The sequence below is a fragment of the Ruminiclostridium hungatei genome (genome assembly GCF_002051585.1).
Lineage (GTDB): Bacteria > Bacillota > Clostridia > Acetivibrionales > DSM-1351 > Ruminiclostridium > Ruminiclostridium hungatei.
The window spans coordinates 118447-135377 of the sequence record NZ_MZGX01000001.1 but is presented as its reverse complement, the minus strand read 5'-3'; the positions used below and the strand labels follow the sequence as shown (position 1 = coordinate 135377).

General features: G+C 41.7%; 20 protein-coding genes. 3 read left to right on the top strand and 17 right to left on the bottom strand.

Going from position 1 to position 16931, the window contains the following annotated elements:
* Positions 1-9 precede the first annotated feature (9 nt).
* The 3 genes from CLHUN_RS00615 to CLHUN_RS00605 all read left to right on the top strand — a co-directional run bounded on the left by CLHUN_RS00615 (position 10) and on the right by CLHUN_RS00605 (position 2722).
* Positions 10-201: a hypothetical protein gene (locus tag CLHUN_RS00615; RefSeq protein WP_080062629.1), complete on the top strand. Its 192-nt coding sequence runs from the start codon at positions 10-12 to the stop codon at positions 199-201.
* Positions 198-1310 (top strand): GerAB/ArcD/ProY family transporter, encoded by a 1113-nt coding sequence (locus CLHUN_RS00610; RefSeq protein WP_080062628.1) that lies wholly within the window; start codon positions 198-200, stop codon positions 1308-1310. Before CLHUN_RS00615 ends, CLHUN_RS00610 begins: the two co-directional genes overlap by 4 nt.
* 191 nt (positions 1311-1501) lie before the next feature.
* Positions 1502-2722 (top strand): amidase domain-containing protein, encoded by a 1221-nt coding sequence (locus tag CLHUN_RS00605; RefSeq protein ID WP_080062627.1) that lies wholly within the window; start codon positions 1502-1504, stop codon positions 2720-2722.
* A 177-nt stretch (positions 2723-2899) separates the two neighbouring features.
* On the opposite strand, the gene CLHUN_RS00600 is transcribed toward CLHUN_RS00605, so the two are convergent.
* The 17 genes from CLHUN_RS00600 to CLHUN_RS00525 all read right to left on the bottom strand — a co-directional run bounded on the left by CLHUN_RS00600 (position 2900) and on the right by CLHUN_RS00525 (position 16912).
* Entirely contained in the window at positions 2900-3652 is a 753-nt protein-coding gene (locus tag CLHUN_RS00600) for a class I SAM-dependent methyltransferase (protein ID WP_080062626.1), read from the bottom strand.
* A gap of 42 nt (positions 3653-3694) precedes the next feature.
* Positions 3695-3937: a hypothetical protein gene (locus CLHUN_RS00595; protein WP_080062625.1), complete on the bottom strand. Its 243-nt coding sequence runs from the start codon at positions 3935-3937 to the stop codon at positions 3695-3697.
* Positions 3938-3957: 20 nt separating this feature from the next.
* Positions 3958-5310, bottom strand: a complete 1353-nt coding sequence (locus CLHUN_RS00590; protein ID WP_080062624.1) for a sensor histidine kinase — start codon at positions 5308-5310, stop codon at positions 3958-3960.
* Complete coding sequence (locus CLHUN_RS00585) at positions 5297-5977, bottom strand: response regulator transcription factor (RefSeq protein ID WP_080062623.1); 681 nt, start codon at positions 5975-5977, stop codon at positions 5297-5299. The genes CLHUN_RS00590 and CLHUN_RS00585 overlap by 14 nt, the downstream gene beginning before the upstream one ends.
* 3 nt (positions 5978-5980) lie before the next feature.
* Entirely contained in the window at positions 5981-6754 is a 774-nt protein-coding gene (locus tag CLHUN_RS00580; RefSeq protein WP_080062622.1) for an ABC transporter ATP-binding protein, read from the bottom strand.
* A 33-nt stretch (positions 6755-6787) separates the two neighbouring features.
* Positions 6788-9163 (bottom strand): ABC transporter permease, encoded by a 2376-nt coding sequence (locus CLHUN_RS00575; RefSeq protein WP_080062621.1) that lies wholly within the window; start codon positions 9161-9163, stop codon positions 6788-6790.
* A 172-nt stretch (positions 9164-9335) separates the two neighbouring features.
* Positions 9336-10019, bottom strand: a complete 684-nt coding sequence (locus CLHUN_RS00570; protein ID WP_080062620.1) for a DinB family protein — start codon at positions 10017-10019, stop codon at positions 9336-9338.
* Complete coding sequence (locus tag CLHUN_RS00565; protein ID WP_080062619.1) at positions 10016-10726, bottom strand: aspartate/glutamate racemase family protein; 711 nt, start codon at positions 10724-10726, stop codon at positions 10016-10018. The genes CLHUN_RS00570 and CLHUN_RS00565 overlap by 4 nt, the downstream gene beginning before the upstream one ends.
* A gap of 56 nt (positions 10727-10782) precedes the next feature.
* Entirely contained in the window at positions 10783-10947 is a 165-nt protein-coding gene (locus CLHUN_RS21945) for a hypothetical protein (protein ID WP_165755605.1), read from the bottom strand.
* 224 nt (positions 10948-11171) lie between these two features.
* Positions 11172-11882, bottom strand: coding sequence for an HAD family hydrolase (locus tag CLHUN_RS00560; protein WP_080062618.1), 711 nt, complete (start codon positions 11880-11882; stop codon positions 11172-11174).
* 16 nt (positions 11883-11898) lie between these two features.
* Positions 11899-12162 carry a hypothetical protein gene (locus CLHUN_RS00555; RefSeq protein ID WP_080062617.1) on the bottom strand — a complete coding sequence of 88 codons (264 nt, stop codon included), beginning with the start codon at positions 12160-12162 and terminating at the stop codon, positions 11899-11901.
* A gap of 13 nt (positions 12163-12175) precedes the next feature.
* Positions 12176-12724, bottom strand: a complete 549-nt coding sequence (locus CLHUN_RS00550; RefSeq protein ID WP_080062616.1) for a GNAT family N-acetyltransferase — start codon at positions 12722-12724, stop codon at positions 12176-12178.
* 124 nt (positions 12725-12848) lie between these two features.
* Entirely contained in the window at positions 12849-13727 is an 879-nt protein-coding gene (locus CLHUN_RS00545; RefSeq protein WP_080062615.1) for an aminoglycoside 6-adenylyltransferase, read from the bottom strand.
* A 108-nt stretch (positions 13728-13835) separates the two neighbouring features.
* Positions 13836-14780 (bottom strand): hypothetical protein, encoded by a 945-nt coding sequence (locus CLHUN_RS00540; RefSeq protein WP_080062614.1) that lies wholly within the window; start codon positions 14778-14780, stop codon positions 13836-13838.
* 45 nt (positions 14781-14825) lie between these two features.
* A complete protein-coding gene (locus CLHUN_RS00535; RefSeq protein WP_165755604.1) occupies positions 14826-15542 on the bottom strand; it encodes a DUF2569 domain-containing protein in 717 nt (238 codons plus the stop codon).
* Positions 15543-15697: 155 nt separating this feature from the next.
* A complete protein-coding gene (locus CLHUN_RS00530; RefSeq protein ID WP_080062612.1) occupies positions 15698-16417 on the bottom strand; it encodes a flavodoxin family protein in 720 nt (239 codons plus the stop codon).
* 78 nt (positions 16418-16495) lie between these two features.
* Positions 16496-16912, bottom strand: a complete 417-nt coding sequence (locus CLHUN_RS00525; RefSeq protein WP_080062611.1) for a secondary thiamine-phosphate synthase enzyme YjbQ — start codon at positions 16910-16912, stop codon at positions 16496-16498.
* Positions 16913-16931: the final 19 nt, after the last annotated feature.

Below are 16931 nucleotides of genomic sequence, written 5' to 3'. Positions count from 1 at the left end.
GGAATAGCAATGGTAGTTTTAATATGTCTGAAGGAACTGATTAATTCAAAATCACGAGTCAAAGTAATGATAATTTATTTTTCCATAACCGGCTTTGTTTTATTGCTGGCAATCCTTATTAACCTTGAGCTTCAGCCGCCAAATCCGCTGAAAGCCTTGATGAGCGCCTTAAAATACTTGGGACTGGAGGGTCAGGAATGAAAAGAGATGCAAAAATTTCAAATTATCAGTTGGCCATTATAGTTATAGGCTTTTGTTACGGGAGCACTTCCATTGCCAACCCCGCCATGGCTGCCAAAAGAGACGCCTGGCTTTCAGTACTGCTTGGCACCCTGGGCGGCACTCTTCTGATAACCCTGTATCTATATATCTCCAAAATAAATAATGGCAGAAATCTGGTAGAAATACTGGAGTATTGTTTTGGAAAGATAGGCGGAAAGCTGTTTTGCATTGTATATATCTTATATTTCCTGTATTTATCCACCTACAATGCCCGGACCTTCGGTGAATTTATGATTGCTGTAAGTTATCCCGAGACACCTATGATTGTTCTGGTATCACTGCTTATAATATGCGCTGTTTACGCCGCAAGAAGCGGCCTGTCTGTTATTGGCAAAACCTGTGAGGTATTGGTGCCGCTGCTTCCGGCCGCAGTAATGGTGGTGACGCTGTCTTTGCTGGATGCCTCTGACTTTACAGGCTTCAAACCCATGCTTCTGGAGGTGGGTCCCGTAATAAGGAGCAGCATTGACCTGATCAGCAATGTTTATGGCGATTTTGTGATTTTTATTATGGTACTTCCCTATACCACCAGTGCCAAGGGCCGTTTTAAGGCCACCTATTGGGCAATAGCCGTGATTTTTACAATCATGTTTACCACTTCCACCAGAAACATACAGTTAATAGGCCCTGCTTTGACAGATTATATCAGATACCCTTCACATGTGGCAGCTCAGATGATCCCAGGAATAAGCATTGACCCTCTTGTTGATATGAACCTGCTGATTGGCGGCGGCGTGAAAGCAACACTTTGTATATATGGCTGTGCAAAAATAACCTCGGAGATAGTTGGCATAGAGAATTGCAAGCCGCTGATAGCAGCTTTTGCAATGATTCCCATAGTGCTGGGCTTCTGGTTTTTTCCCGACGCAGTGGAATTGTACCATTGGGCAAAAAGCATGGGAGATGCCACCCTTTCAATCTTTCCCCAGCTTCTGATCCCCATTGCTATATTGATAATTTCCATAATCAAAAACAGGAAAAAGAAGAGAGAGGTCAGGAAAACTCCCCCTGAGTTAATAATAGGCTAGTGGTCTGTAACATCTAAAACGTATATTGCCGGCGTGGAAAATTTCTGCAGGATAAGGCGGAGGACGAAGGCAATACTGTATGTATTGGCAAGAACGACAACGAAATTCTGTAGGAATTTAACCGTCGGGAATGTGTGACTTTTAGGTGTTACAGACCACTAGTACAACATTCAGTAAATGAGGAGGTTTATATGACAAAAAAAATATTAATACCGGGTATTGTCATGTTTTTAATTTTTACTTCAGCCTTCAGCATAGCTGCTCGGCCGGAGGGTCTTTCATCCCCCGACGGTTTTGTAAAAGAGTATTTGTGTGAAAAAATGAACTCCCTGATAACAAGAAATGTAGATTCCCTGGACAAGTATTACTCCAATCAGAACATGGAGCAAAGGAAATACCTCTTATTTACCAAGCAGCAGCTTTTGCAGGATTTTCTCGTAGCCTACTCCAGCAACAACTACACCATTCAAAAGGTGTTTCCCACGGTAAAGGTGTTAAATACTGAAATCCGGGACGGTTCTGTAAAAATAACCGCACTTTTAACTGCCCGTCTGCACTGGAATGCACAAAACTCCTCGGGCAGCCCTGTCGTAGGAGTGATTTCGGAAAACCATCAGCTCTGCCTTGGCAAGGAAAACAACCACTGGATTATATCCAGTGACAAATTCGAAACCGACCGCGGTTCTTCTGAAGAATCCATAAATGCAGCTTATGATAAGATGTCAAATACTGTGGATCAATTGAAGAAAGAGGCGGTGGCTTCCCTGGAAAGAGCCAAGGCAAGCCGTCCTGGCAGGATACAACTGATACCCAAGTCACAGGCGATAGAATCAGAATCCAGAACAATATATAACAGGGATGACGCATGCAATTGGGCTCAAAAGTACTGGAAAAATTACTCGGTTGAATTTGTGAATCTGGGAGATCAGGAATGGGAAGGAGGAGATTGCACAAATTTCATTTCCCAGTGTATGAGAGCCGGAGGTGCCGGAAATGATACCCAGGGAATTTTTCAATGGTATTATATAAGAAAAGGCAATACCGGCACAAAGAGCGACAGCTATTCCTGGACCTGGGCAACAGCCAGGGGGCTGAACTCAGTTCTCACCGGAAATCACAGCAAGAAGGAATTCGGGCCCAAGGGAATGGAAAAGGTAATAACAGGCGATATGGCCTATTCCGCTGAAGTAGGTCAGTTTGTCGTTCCCGGGGATATTATCCAGTATGAATTTACTGCAGCTCTTGGGTTAAAACATTCGGCAATAATAGTTGGAAAGGTATATAACAGCGGTTCACAGAGGTATGAGCCTGTAATCGCCACCCACTCCTTTGACTCCTGGAACCTGCCCTGGGCAAAAAATGCCTACAAGACCCATTTTATCCATATAACAGGAGTCAATCAGGCAGTGTGAGTAACTCTGACTGCAAATAGTACGACATTCGGTAAATCCTGGCACATAATTTGGGTATATTTTTTTGAACTACATCGTTGTCGTCGATTGGAATAAAGCAATTATTCCGCACTCCTCCGCCTTGTATTTCCAAAAAATCTCCTTCAAATTTATGCACCCTATTTATCGAATGTTGTACTAGACTTCTCCTGCATAGCACCGGGTAATATTGGGAACGACCAGTTCACCCTTATGGGCATATTTATAAAAAAGCTCGGTCAAGCTGTTTATGAATTCATGATAACAGACATTTTTACTATCAGGCGCATATGAGGCCGAAAGATTTCTGCCGATGAAGCCATCCAAATCATATGAAATATTATAGTCAATTTTTTTGGTCTCATATAAGCCGTTTTTATAAAACAGTGAAAAATCCGAAGGTTTTTCATCAATTCCACCTGAAAACCCTTTAAAATCAGGACAGAATCGTTTACATACAGCAGCATTTTCAACAACGACTGCCGCATATGCCACCCTGCTGTTCCACACCAGAATTACCTGCCCGGCAGGTTTTAAAATTCTGACGCACTCCTTTCTGAAGGCAGCAGCATCAAACCAGTGAAAAGCCTGGGCAACAGTTACAAAATCCACACTATTGTTTTCAAGTTTTGTAGCCTCTGCCGTTCCGTCAACCGGAATAAAATTGTCAAATGCCTTCAACCAGCTTTCGGCACTTGTTCTCATATCCTTGTTGGGTTCAACCCCCAATACCCTGCTGCCCTTTTCCAGAAGCTGCCTTGTAAATATTCCGGTACCGGCACCAACATCGGCAATGGTGCTGGATTTATTAAAACCCATATCTCCGTATAGATAATCCATGAGAGCTTCAGGGTATGCCGGCCTGTATTTTTCATATATTTTTGCTTTTCCGTTGAATTTTTCGGTGTTCATATTTTCCCCATTTCCAGATTTAAAGTTGTTTTCGTCTGACTATCACCTGTGCAGTAATTCACTTGCCAGTAAATAATCCTTCCTGTGCACATATACATAGTACAGGAAGGAATTGGCCGTATTTATTCCAAAAGCTCCGGAATGCCCTCTGTTTGAAGACCCAAGGCTGTTTACAGCCTTATATTGATATTTTATATTCTTTCCGGACAATATTGACCGTACCTGTGAAAATTTTTCCATATCACTGCCCATAAATACCTCTCTCCTGTTCCAGAACATTATCATTAAAGTCCCCCCTTTTTTTACTAACAGCACCTGACAACTACGGTAAAACTCATGGTATCTGCAGTACTTTCAGCAAAGATATCCCCATCCATTTTTTTCATTATCTTCTTGCAGATATATAACCCCAGGCCGCTTCCGTTCTTGTCGTGGGAATTGGCCCCCCTCCAGAAACCTTCGAACATATGTATGAATTCAGTAGCCGGAATGGGGTTCCCTGAATTTGTTACAGTTATCAGCTTGCAGAAGTCCTCGTCTGAAAAGCCGATTTTAATGGAATTTCCATCCCCATATTTCATGGCATTTTCTATTATATTTTCAAATACCTCTACTAACCTTTCAATATCCCCTTTCAGCAGGACATCCTCAAACCTTGAGATAATAAAAGCTGTCTTTATAAGCTGAAGCTTATCTGCATATGTTTTTTCAATTTGAGCTATAAGCCTGCTCAAATAGAATTCGCCCGAATTCACCTCAATATCCAGAATGTCCCGGGTGGAAGCCTGTATTATTTCACCCACAAATTTTTCTATCTGACCGGCTTTTTCTTCAATATGCCTTGCAGCCATAGCTTTCTTTTGCGCAGTGGCATAGAGATTGTCATAAATAGCTTTGGAATACAGCTTTATGGTACTCAGAGGAGTTTTTATATCATGGGAAATGGAAAGTATCAGAGTCCTTTTTTCTTTTTCCAACTGTAATTCCCGCTTTTTATGCTGTTCAAGGTTCTCTCTCAGCAGGTTCAGCCCCCAGAGGAATTTTCCGAAGAACCGGTTTTTATTTTCCTTTAACTCAGTTCTCAGGTGACCTTTTGACAGCTCATACGGCAATTCAACCATTTCATTAAATGGCTTTAAAATAGAACGCCTGATATAAATCAATAATGTCATAACCGTCAAAAAAATCATCAGCAGGCACAAATCGGCAAAAACAATTGTCCTTGTTAAAAAATGATTACCTCCGGCCGAGGAATATGTAAAACGCAGATATCCTGAAATGCGGCTGTTTTCTGTCCCTCCTTCCAAAGCACTTTCTGATCCGGTACCGCCGGCTACAGGCCTTTTACCGAAAAAGACAGGCTGCACAGCATAACCGGCATTTCTGCCAATACCGCTTCCATCAAAAAACTCAGTTAATTCCTTATCGGAACATGGCAATTTCAATTCTTCAATCCTGCTTACATACGCGAACTGTTTAATATCAATACTATCAATATGAACGCCTTTTGAGAGCATGGCATTAATTCTGTTTATATCAATCCTGTAATCCTTTCTGTTTTCACCATTGCCGGAAGAATATAAGGTAACTGTGAATACCACTGTCAGTATCAGCCAAAGGACCGTTATTACCCCTATAATCCTGTTATAGTGCCTCATACTTATAGCCCACTCCCCACACAGTTATAATTTTTTTTGGATTTTTGGGCGTTGCTTCAATCTTCTCCCTCAGTTTGTTTATATGTACTGTTAAAGTTGACGGCTCGCTAAAGCTGTCCGTCCCCCATACCTTGTCAAAAAGCCATTCCTTTCTCAGGGTCTTTCCTTTGTTGTTGAGAAACAGAAGCATTAATTCATATTCTTTCACGGTCATGACCAAGGGTTTATTTCTGAAATATACGGCGGTAGCATTTAAATCTATTGTAATATCGCCGTCTGAAAGCACTCTGCTCTTATCTTTAAATTCGTAATTCCTCCGAATCTGGGCGGCTATCTTTGCTGACAGCACATCAATATCAAAAGGCTTTTCCACGTAGTCGTCAGCCCCCAGTTCCAGGCCTGCGATTTTATCTCTTTTATCTACTCTGGCACTTATGATTATTATTGGGATATTGCCCTGAGCCCTTATAAGCTGGCATACTCCAAACCCATCCATACCCGGTAGCATTACATCAAGCAAAACCAGTCTGACCGTATTTTCCCTTATAAATTCCATACCCTCTTCGCCACTTTTGGCCAGATATAAGGAATAACCATCCCTTGCGAGAAAATCGCAAAGAATGGTTCCAAGTTCCGGATTATCCTCTATTATAAGCAAATCTACCATAGGTCACCATCCCATATCCATAAGCCAGCCGTTTAATTTTCTCTCCCGCTCCTTATGGGTGTTCACATCCGAATATTTACCCAACAGGAGTTCACCCTGTATATTGCCGTCGACTATGTAAAGTACCTTGTCTGTCTTGGCGGCTACCTTTACATCATGGGTAACAAGCAGTATGGAGGTGCCTTCACGGTTAATCTTGTTCAATTGGGACATGACTTCATTGGAGGCCTTTGAGTTCAAAGCACCTGTGGGCTCATCGGCAAATATCATTTTAGGCCTGTTGATCAGCGCTCTGCAGATGCAGGCTCTCTGAAGCTGTCCCCCGGACACCTCGGTTATATCATTATTTGCAATGTCAATAATATCAAGCTTTCTCATCAATTCCTCAGCATACTCATTTATTATTTTTCGCTGCTGTCCTGTCTTTCCTGCAGCAGAGCTGTAAGCTGATACAATGATATTATCATAGGCGGACAGATTTCTCAACATATGCATTTGCTGGAATATGAAGCCCATCTCATTCAACCTCAGCTCCGACATTTTATCAGGGCTCAGGCTGCTTATATCCCTGCCGCAAAATATAACCCGTCCCGCCGTCAAGCGGTCCATTCCGCTCACTGTGTACAGCAGTGTGGATTTCCCCGAGCCGGAAGGCCCCATTATGGAGATGAACTCGCCCTGGTTCATTTCAAAATTTACATTTCGCAGTACATTGTTCTGCCTCTTATTTACAATATAAGTTTTACAAAGGTTATTTACATTCAATATTTTATTCATGCCTTTTCATTCCTTTCATATTTGCACCTGCCGCTATTCCTGGTTGTTTATTTCCCAGATATTTGTGCTTCTTACCTGTCCAAGGCTTATCAGAACTGCTGTCATGGTGACTGCCAAAATAATTATCGGGTACAACAGATACACCTGCAGCGGTTCAATGTTTAATTTGATATGCGTAGCTCCCATAAAGTTAAATATACCGGAAGACAAATAACTCCCTGTGAGATTTGCAAGCAGTGTGCCCAGTATAACCGATACAACCAGAATTATCATAATTCGTACAGCCTGCCATTTCCTTATATCCCCGTTCTTAAAGCCAAGAGCTTTCAGGAGTGCCACATCTGCCGTTTCCTTTGTCAAAAGCATTCTCACCAGAAGACAGGTAATCAGAAAGTTAATGCTTAACACAACAATCAGAATAATGGCTTTAATAATGTCAATCTGACCGGAAATATTCCCCATAAAACTGTCAACATACTCTCTGCTGTTTCTTATCTTAAGCTCCGGGAACTTTTCCTTTAAGGCGTTAAACTGTCCGGTTTTGTTTTCTTTGTCTTTAAACTCTCCAAAAAGTGTAAATGCACTGCTGTCCTGCATGTCCATAATATGTTCTTCTGAAAAACGAACTGAATGGCCAAGATTGTTCATGGATTGAAACAATGCAGTTACAATATACTTTTTTGTCCCATTCTTCTCAATACAGTTAACACTGTCTCCAATGCCTATGCCGAAATAACCGGCTGTTTTTTCAGTTAAGGCCAATTCATTTTCCAGCTTTGGAGGAGTACCCTTAAGGTATGCATAATTGCCGGTTGGATAGCCATAAGCCTGCATGCCCAGTATATTCCTGCTATCGTCCGGATTGCCGGCATATATCTTGGTCATGAACATAATCTCAGGATGTATGTCTGTATCAAATCCTTTCTTCTCCATTTCCATTTCAATGGAATATGTATAGTCCATAAGTCTTTCAACGCCTGCTTCCCTATAGCTGACACCATAACCGTCAGGTCTCAGGTTGAAATCCGAATGGGCAAGCCCGAACAAGGTCACTACATCGTCCGAGGCCAAGGTGTTAATATCGTTTATGGGTACAATGATGATTAAGGTGCCCATTATAAAAGTCAGCATCAATACAATGAATTTCCTGAAACCGGTAACAAGGTCACTTACTGCCATGAAGACGGGAGTGCTTATATATCCCGTGTTATGAAGCTTCAATTTTCTTGAGGCGGAAAATCTTTCACCGATGCTTCCCTGCCTGATTGCATCGATTGCAGTCATTTTGTTTATTCTTCCGGTACATAAATAACAGAAAAGAAGCGTTGCCGCAATAACCAGGACCGAGCTTAAGCCTGCCAGAAAATAATTTAATATACCGGTTGTCATCATAATATTCTGCGATATATTATCTTTTAAAAACCCTGAAAAAGGTATGCTTGCTACAAAGCCCAGGCTGCCTCCCAGAAGGGCTATTGCAAAATATTTGACCAGATATATGTTTTTGATTGCCCTGTTTTTCAGCCCCACTGCCTTCATAATCCCTATTTCCTTATAGTCTTCCTCAATGGTAAATCTGATGGTAAACCTTAAGATAAGAAAGGATATAAATATCAGAAAAATGCTTAAAATGCTCATGATGGCTGCGGTTGTCAAATCCATAATGTATGTATACGAAATAGTTTTACTGTTAAAGGTGGATATTGAAGAAATGGAGGTTTTGCTGAATTCTTTTTCGACCTCCTCATAGGTTGCCGTTTCAGTCTTCATAACGGACCACAGCTTGATTATGCTTTTATCTTCTGTTCCATGGAAATCATCATAATCCTCATCACTGACTATTATTCTTTTCAATCCCATCAGGCCTGAGCCGAATAAAACGTCCTTCAAAAAGTGCTTGACCAGAAGTTCTTTTTCAACATCACCGATACTGATTTTAACCGTATCCCCTATTTTCAGTCCGGCACTTTCCCTTATAATGTTTGGTAAGGCTGCCTCTCCTGCCTTCAGCTCAAACAGCTCCTCCTTTTCATTAAAAACAAGATTGTTTTTTACAGGAATCTTTGCCACTGTCAGAGTCGCCCCGTCCTCAAGCTTCCTGCCCTCCGACGGAATGGTTATTTTCTCGGCCAGGGCAAGTATCATATCCTCTGAGCTTATTTCTTTCACCTTGCGGCATTTTCTGCCCCACTCCAGCATCCTCCTGTCATTTTCAGGACTTGAAAATGTAACTATCAAGTTGTCCGAGGTTTCTGAAACCTGCTTAAAATGCTGCAAGGCAGTTGTAGTAGTATAAAGCAGGCTTGTACTGCTGGCAATCAACATGCTGGCTACTATCATAAACAAGGATAGTATTATATTCATTGCCTTCTTTCTTTTGATATCTTTTTTTAATATTTTTATAAACACTGTTCAACTTCCTTTCCTGGCTTATGAGACAAGTATAGCGTTTAAATTATTAAATAATCCTTAAATATACGTGGAAATCAGCTTATAAAAATATATGGGGGCTTTATGACAAAAGGAAGACTGCATCCTCATATGCAGTCTTCCTTTTGCTGTCATCTATCCAACTTAAACTTTATCGGTCTGAAAGTTTGCTTTTAAGCCTTAAGCTGTCATTCAAATGTACTACCTGATGCCTTGTAATGGGCATAAGTATTATGCCGGCAATGTTCTTTTTACTCCAGAAATCCAATAGCCACCTGGATCCTTCGGCCTCAGTAACTCCACCTTCAAGCAAAATCCTCTCTATACCTTCAGCTTTAACCTTCATTTTCATTTTTTCAGGCCTGAGTGAATTTATTATATCCCTTGTTTTACTTCCGACCTCTATTCTGTAGTTTCTCAGCTCAGCCATATCTATTTTAGAGCTGAAATCAGCTATCTCGCGGTCACTCATGGCGTTTCCGGTATCGCATACCGAGGCTTTCATTTTTTGCAGCCAATTGTCACCGTTAATTACCTGGCTCTCTTCCGCCATAAGAATATTTGCAGTAATGTCTTCAATTCTGGTGAGATGCCATAAATTCCATGCAATAGTGGAACCCGAATTTTTAATCTGGGAGCGGAATGTCCCAGGTTCAAGTCCTTCCCACAACTGGTCTTCATATGTTATAACGTCTGTTCCCGACATTTGGGAGGTATGTACCAGGCTATGCATCTCAAGTATTAAAGCTATTGTTTCAGGGAAAGCATCAGGTTTCAGTATTATTTCCCTTAATCTGGACTGCTTTGAATTCCAATCCTTTGCAACACTTATCATAATTTTGCTCCATCCCGTAACTGCGCCAGTTTCTCTACAATGCTTTCTACATGTATCTGAGCAGTGTTCAGGAAAGGAACACTTCCTTCTCCGTCCTTTAATATAAGGGGAAGCTCGGTACATCCCAGAATCAGACCATCAATCCCATCTTCCTCGCACATCCTGCCGGCTATTGACAAAAGCCCGTACTTGGTTTCATTTTTTATAACACCAAATTCTATCTCACTGAACAATTTTTTGTGTATGTATTCCTGTTCATCAATGTTGGGTAAAACTATATCCATTCCCGCGGCAGCAAATGCTGCACTATAAAAATTTTCCTTCATGGTAAATCCGGTGCCGAATAGTCCAAGCCTTTTCCAGCCCAGCAGCCTGGCCTTTTTACAGGTTTCTTCAACAATGCTGAGCATCTGAAGCCCCACCTTGCTGCTCACCCTGTCAAACACCACATGTGGTGTGTTTGATGCTATGACAGCAAAATCAGCTCCGGACGCTGACAGATACCCCACTGATTTTACCAGCATGTCTGTCAACGAATCCCAATCCCTTGCCCGCACATATGACAGCATTTCCTTCATATTCACACTGTCAATGACAATCCGGGGATAATTGTCATCATGGAATTTTCTTTGGTATTCCATAATAATGCTTTTATAGTAATCAACCGTGGATTCCGGTCCGATACCCCCAACAATTCCAACCTTCATGGCAACCTTCCTTCAAGCCTTATAACCCTATGCCAATGCACTGGCACCATAAAACCTCAGCCTTTATATACGGAACCCAAAATCTTCCGGCAATGTGGACACACAAGTACCTTGGTAACCGACAAAACACCTGTACTCAGGCTCCCTATCTCTTCAAGCTCCCTTTCACAGTATGGGCATTTTGGTACAAAATCCACTTTTACGATTTTCACAACCGCCATATATCTACCCTCCCCAATACATATGCTGAATAAATAGAGTCAAAGCGCTGCTTTATTATATTTCCCGGCGATAAATATCACCGGGATTCAAAGTATTGCTGTTAACCCCATTATATACCAAGAATTGCACTAACACAATAAAAATCAGAACATTTGTTCTTTTTATAATCAATAGTAATTACAATATAACAACAGCTTATGTCTGCTCCAAATCCTTACCCGGATTATTCCAAAAGTTCGGCTATGGAATGTATTATTCTATCCGGCTTTACCCTGGTTCCGGCGGGAAGGCCCTCTTTCCGGTAATCGTTCCAGATTGAATGGATTCCAAGCTTCTGCGGTGCTTCTACATCCCATACCAGATTATCTCCCACCATCCAAACCTGCCGGGGAGATAAATCCAATCTTTCAAGTGCCAGTTGGAATACTCTGGTGTCAGGCTTTCCAAAACCGACCTCACCCTCCACAAGACAAAATTCAAAAAAGCGTGAGAGATTGAATCTTGCAATTTTGCCTCTCTGCTTTTCAGTCGTTCCATTTGTAACGAGAACCATTTTTATACCCATGCTTTTTAATTTTTCCAGTGTTTCCTCCGATTGAGGGAACATGCATATCAATTCCTCCTGAAGCCTGCTATAGCCGTCCGCCATTTGCAGGGTGCTTTCCGCATGGAAATAATCCAAATCTTCCAAAGCTATTCTTACTACATCCCTTCTAGCCTGCTGCAAATCCATCCTGCCTGTTCTATGCCTGTCCGGGTCTCCCCAATACCAGTTTCTTGCCTTATATACGCTGTCAAGCAGCGCAGCTTCATCAAAAGAAGGTTCTAAAGCACTGACAAAATTGCTGCAGGATATTTGCCACGCCGCATCAGCAGCACCATTGTATGAAATTATAGTATCGTCCAAATCCAAAAGAATCGCCTTTGGTAACATTTAATTCTCCTTTTGGTTACACCCTTCTTCTTATCCTGTCCGGCGTTTCCTCAGAATTGGCTTCCTCCTGAAACCTGCTCTTCCGGCCATGATTTTCCTGCCTTAAAAGCATCTCTATTTCCAATTGGTTATTTGCCCGTATTTCTTCGGCCTTTATGGTTGTTTCAGCATTTATTCTCGCCAGTTCCAGTTTATATTTAATTACCTTGTTTGCTATTACCATTACCGCAATTAATGCGGTAAAACCCAATGCCCCCACTACGGGACTCCAATCAACCATACTTCCAGCCTCCTTATTGTTGGTTTTTCCATTCTTCTGACAGCACGGCATAAATGACATGGTCTACATAATGATCATACAGCCATTCCACCTGTCTGCATATGCCCTCCTGTGTAAATCCAAGCCTTTGTGCAATGGCCCTGCTCTTTGAATTTAGTTCTGCAGCCCTTATTTCCACCCGGTTCAAGCCCAGATCCTTAATAACATAATTTATTATGGCTTTGCAGGACTGTGTCATTATTCCCTTGCCCTGAAAATCCGAGGCCAGCCAATATCCTATGGTAGTTTTCCTATTACTCCAGTCAATGCTGTGAAGCCCTATACAGCCTGCAATTTCACCCCTGTAATAGATGCCTGCCTGAAATCCGTTGTTATCCGTCATCTGTTTCTTTGAGGATTTGATAAACTGTTTTATAACCTCCACACCAGTCGTTGACCCGACCCACGGCAGCCATTCCCTCAAAAACAAACGGTTATCATCAATCAGGCGGTACAGCTCCTTGGCATTTTTAAGTTCAAGAACTCTTAATTGAATGTCATCAGTTGCCTGGAAATAAAACATTTTATACCTCCCTGCCATTCTTTTTACAATAGGAACTCCATGCAGTACAAGTTACCCGGCCTTCCGGACTATCCATTAAAAACAGCGGAAAACCTGCTTCCTCACTTTGCCAGGTAATTGGCGGTTATTGGAGCTTCTCCAGCTTTTCCCCCGACCACAGCAAGACTTTTTGCTCATTCTCATAGGGATAATCATAATCAAGCTTCTGCGCCACTTCTATGGCCAACATTCTAAAAAGCTTGTAAGTTTCTTTCAAGCTACGAAAAATATCCTTCTGATCAAAATGCCCGAAGGAATGTTTCAACCCCTCTGCCACTCTTGGATCTGCCCATTTTTCAATAAAACGTCCGGCATGCCAGGTATCGTATCCTCTTCCGTTGAAAGCCCGGGAATGCCACTCAATGAGCTTAAGCAGTCTTACCTTCAAGTATCCGTCGGAACAACCGATGGCTGCCCAGATTTCTTTTCTGTTCAGCTTCTTTAATGTCCAGACATAATGGTAAATAAAATCATTTACAAACTCCAGGTACTCCCGGCCGGATGGCGGCTCAGGCAGTGCCGGCTTCATGTCCGTTCCGGGAAAGTCCTTAAAAGCCCCATCCTTATCAATTAAAATCCTGAAGCCCCGTCCCAAAGAATACTTTACATCCTCTGGAATTCCGTTCAGCATAATATGGCGTACAAATTCATATGGTATTACGGCAAAATCCACATCCAGGCCATCCTCAAAAAGAACCCTGCGCTCTTTGCCGCCCCCCACAGCAGTATTTTCAGTAAAAGTCAACCAGTAACCTCCCAACTGGGACAGCCAGGTCTCATTTGAAATATAAAATTCTGGGGCGGTTGTAATTATACTGACATCCAAATCCGGCCAGTCATCGGCAGGCATATCCTCTCTGGCTCTCGATCCTTGGACAATCACAGCTCTTATGTCCTCTCTTTCATGGGCGAAAACAGCAATTTTACTTATTAATGCTTCATACTTTTCATAAGTATCATGCATATGCCTTATCTCCTTCCGGCCAGTTAACTTCAAATTCTATGCCTGACATGCTTCAAATAAATATATTACGGCCTAAGTGAGTAATACAGAATAACTGCAAATTTCTAGCTATTGCTGAAACGTTATATTTTCAAGTTTAAAATTCCCGGCTTTAAACACGACCTCTGTGTTCAGCTCTCCTATAAAATCAGGAGATGCGTAGGATTTTCTAATGGCTCCCAGAGCAAACTGTGCGGTGATTTTCTTGTCCTTGAATTCAAATCGGACAATATTTCCGAAAACTATATTTTCATTATCAATATCATCGGTTGGATTCTCAAGTTCAAAAGAACTTGCCTTCTGTCCGGCAGTGACATCTGCCCAGAGTGCTGCCCCTTCAACATGGGTTTTGAGCTTAACCTGCTCTTTAAGCTGCTCCGAATAATCAGAATAGCAATAATCCTTAAAATATTCTTTATTGGGCACAAGGTAATTCTTATCCTTGGGATTATCAGAAACCACTTCCGTCTCGGAAATCTTCACCATATGCAGTTCTTCAACTGAAAGGCCGGTTCCGGAACCCACATAAAGAATAACTCCCAGCTCCTCTTTACCGTCGCCGTCAAAATCTGTTATCTTCAGACCAGGCAAAATGAACCTGGGAGTCAGATAATTCCATTCATAAAAATGCCCGGCGCCATTATAGTAAAGAATAACTCCTACTTTATCCTTCAATCCGTAAAGGTATAGATTTCTCTCAGGAAGGGCGGCAATAAGGGGAATCTTTGCGGATTCATACTGCTCCCAGGTTTTAATAACCTCAGTGTTACCAGCTTCCCTGATTATTTGGACTGCTTCTTCCATGCTCATGCTTCCGGCTTGGGTATCAAGAGACTCTTCCTCAGCCGTTGTACCGGGAGCTGTAGATTTCGCTGCCGGTGTGTGCGCTGCCGGCGGTTGCGTTTTGTCAAGCGCATAATTATTATCCACCGAGCAGGCACTCATTGTAAATGCCATTGCAAATAGCAGCAAAACAAGCTTTAATGAATTGTGTTTACCGTATTTCTTACTCATATACTCTCCTTGCCAGGTATGAAGCCGGTAATAATTACAGGCAGCTTACCTTGTAAAGGTATTTTTGACCCTTTTTGATATAAGCATATAGGGTATCCAGATTGCACTGGTAATAATGGCTGTAATAAGCTGTGAAGTTGCTGTTATATTCAGATCTACAGTCAATGTCCTCTGTATCTGGTAAAGTAATATTAAATCAATAAGCATAATTAATACATTTATAAGCATCATACCTATATATGCTTTGGGAAATTGTTTTTTCTTTTGAAAAAAAAGAATTATAAGCAGTACAGATAGACCGAGCAGCAATATATTGCCTATAAGCTCAAAAAAAATCATGGGCTTCCACAATGCACTGTACAGCTTGTTATCCGGGCTTGAAAGCTGTGCCAGTAAGTCGCTTTTGAAATATATGGAGAAGACCTGGTAAATAGCATTCAGCAGCATCAATGGCCCAAGAATTCTTCCGATAGCCACCAGCACCAACCAGCCTCCCAATCCTGCAGGACCATCAAGGTTGGTTGCCGGATACTGATTTGGCAAATTATTTTCATATACCCTTCCATATGGATTAAAATCGGGGTTCCGGCCTTCTGCCAAAATATCCGCCGGTTCATTGATACCGGCATTTTCATTATCCTCAGCTACAGCATCCTCAGCTACAGCATCCTCAGCTACAGCATCCTCAGCTACAGTATTCTCAACTACAGTATTCTCAACTACAGTATTCTCAACTACAGTATCCAACTCTTGGTTTTCCATATTCTTCTCCATTAATAAAATAATTTTTAATTTCTATGTTTTAGATAATATCATACTTTACATTTATTGGACATAATTTTTCAAATCTTTTATATAAAAAATACCTTAAAAAAACTGAAAGCAACTGTGCTTTCAGTTTTCCGGAAAACTCGCCCTCAATGCTGAAACGGCCTGTTCCGGCCGTTCAGCCAGCCCTTCTGCAGCCAGTATTTTTTATCCGGATGCCCGTCTTTATAGCTGCTTAAGGATTTTCGAATAATAAAAAACATGAACCTTGTAAACAATCTGGTATGTAGCTTTTCTCTTTTGACTATACAGGCATGAAACCTTTCTGCCTTTTTTTTAATGATTTTTTCAAATTTCTGCTGCTTTAAGGGCTTCATATCCTCCCAGTCCTTGGCAAAAATAGTAAGCCCCAATTTAAAAATTCTTTTTACTCCCCAGAAATTCAAACTGTTATAAATGGCCTTAATGGCCTTTCCGGTGCCGGCACCGGCAGTTGTAGAAATAATCATTCCGACTTTTGAAAACATCTCTTCCATTGGCCGGTGAGGTATGAACATATATCCATAGTGATCCAGCAGCGTTTTGACAGCGCCGTTTTCGGCCAGTACATAAACAGGAGAGGTTATTATGACAGCATCCGCTGCTTTGATAGCCTGCTCCACAGGTTGGGTATACTGCGCATGCGGACACATTTCCTCCCCCTTGTCAAAGCAGTTGTAACATCCGCAGCAGAACACCGGCATTGCTTTGGGGAGAAAGAATTCGCTGAATTCAACTTCACCCATTCCTTCCATATGAGCCATCATAATTTTTGTCGCCTTGTATGTGTTTCCCTTTCTGGGACTGCCATGAATCACACAGATCTTCATATATTTTTCCGTTTCCCTTCGTCACCGAATACCCTCTGATAATAAAATGAATATAATTTTCATAAATAAAGCCAGAAACTATTCTCCAATTATTTTTACAAGCACTCGTTTGTCTCTTTTTCCATCAAATTCTCCATAGAACAACTGCTCCCAGGTGCCAAAATCCAGCTTGCCGCCGGTTACCGCAACTACTGCTTCACGCCCCATAATCTGCCGTTTCAGGTGAGCATCAGCATTGTCCTCAAAACCGTTGTGCCTGTATTGGCTGTAAGGCTTTTCAGGAGCAAGGGCTTCCAGCCATTTCTCAAAATCCTGATGGAGACCGGCTTCATCATCGTTTATAAATACGCTGGCAGTAATATTCATGGCATTTACCAGGACCATACCTTCACTTATACCGCTCTCATCAATACACTTTTGAACCTGGGAAGTAATGTTTACATAGGCTCTGCGGCCGGGAGTATTAAAGTGCAGTTCTTTTCTATAGGATTTCATTTTTACCTCCTTAACAGCT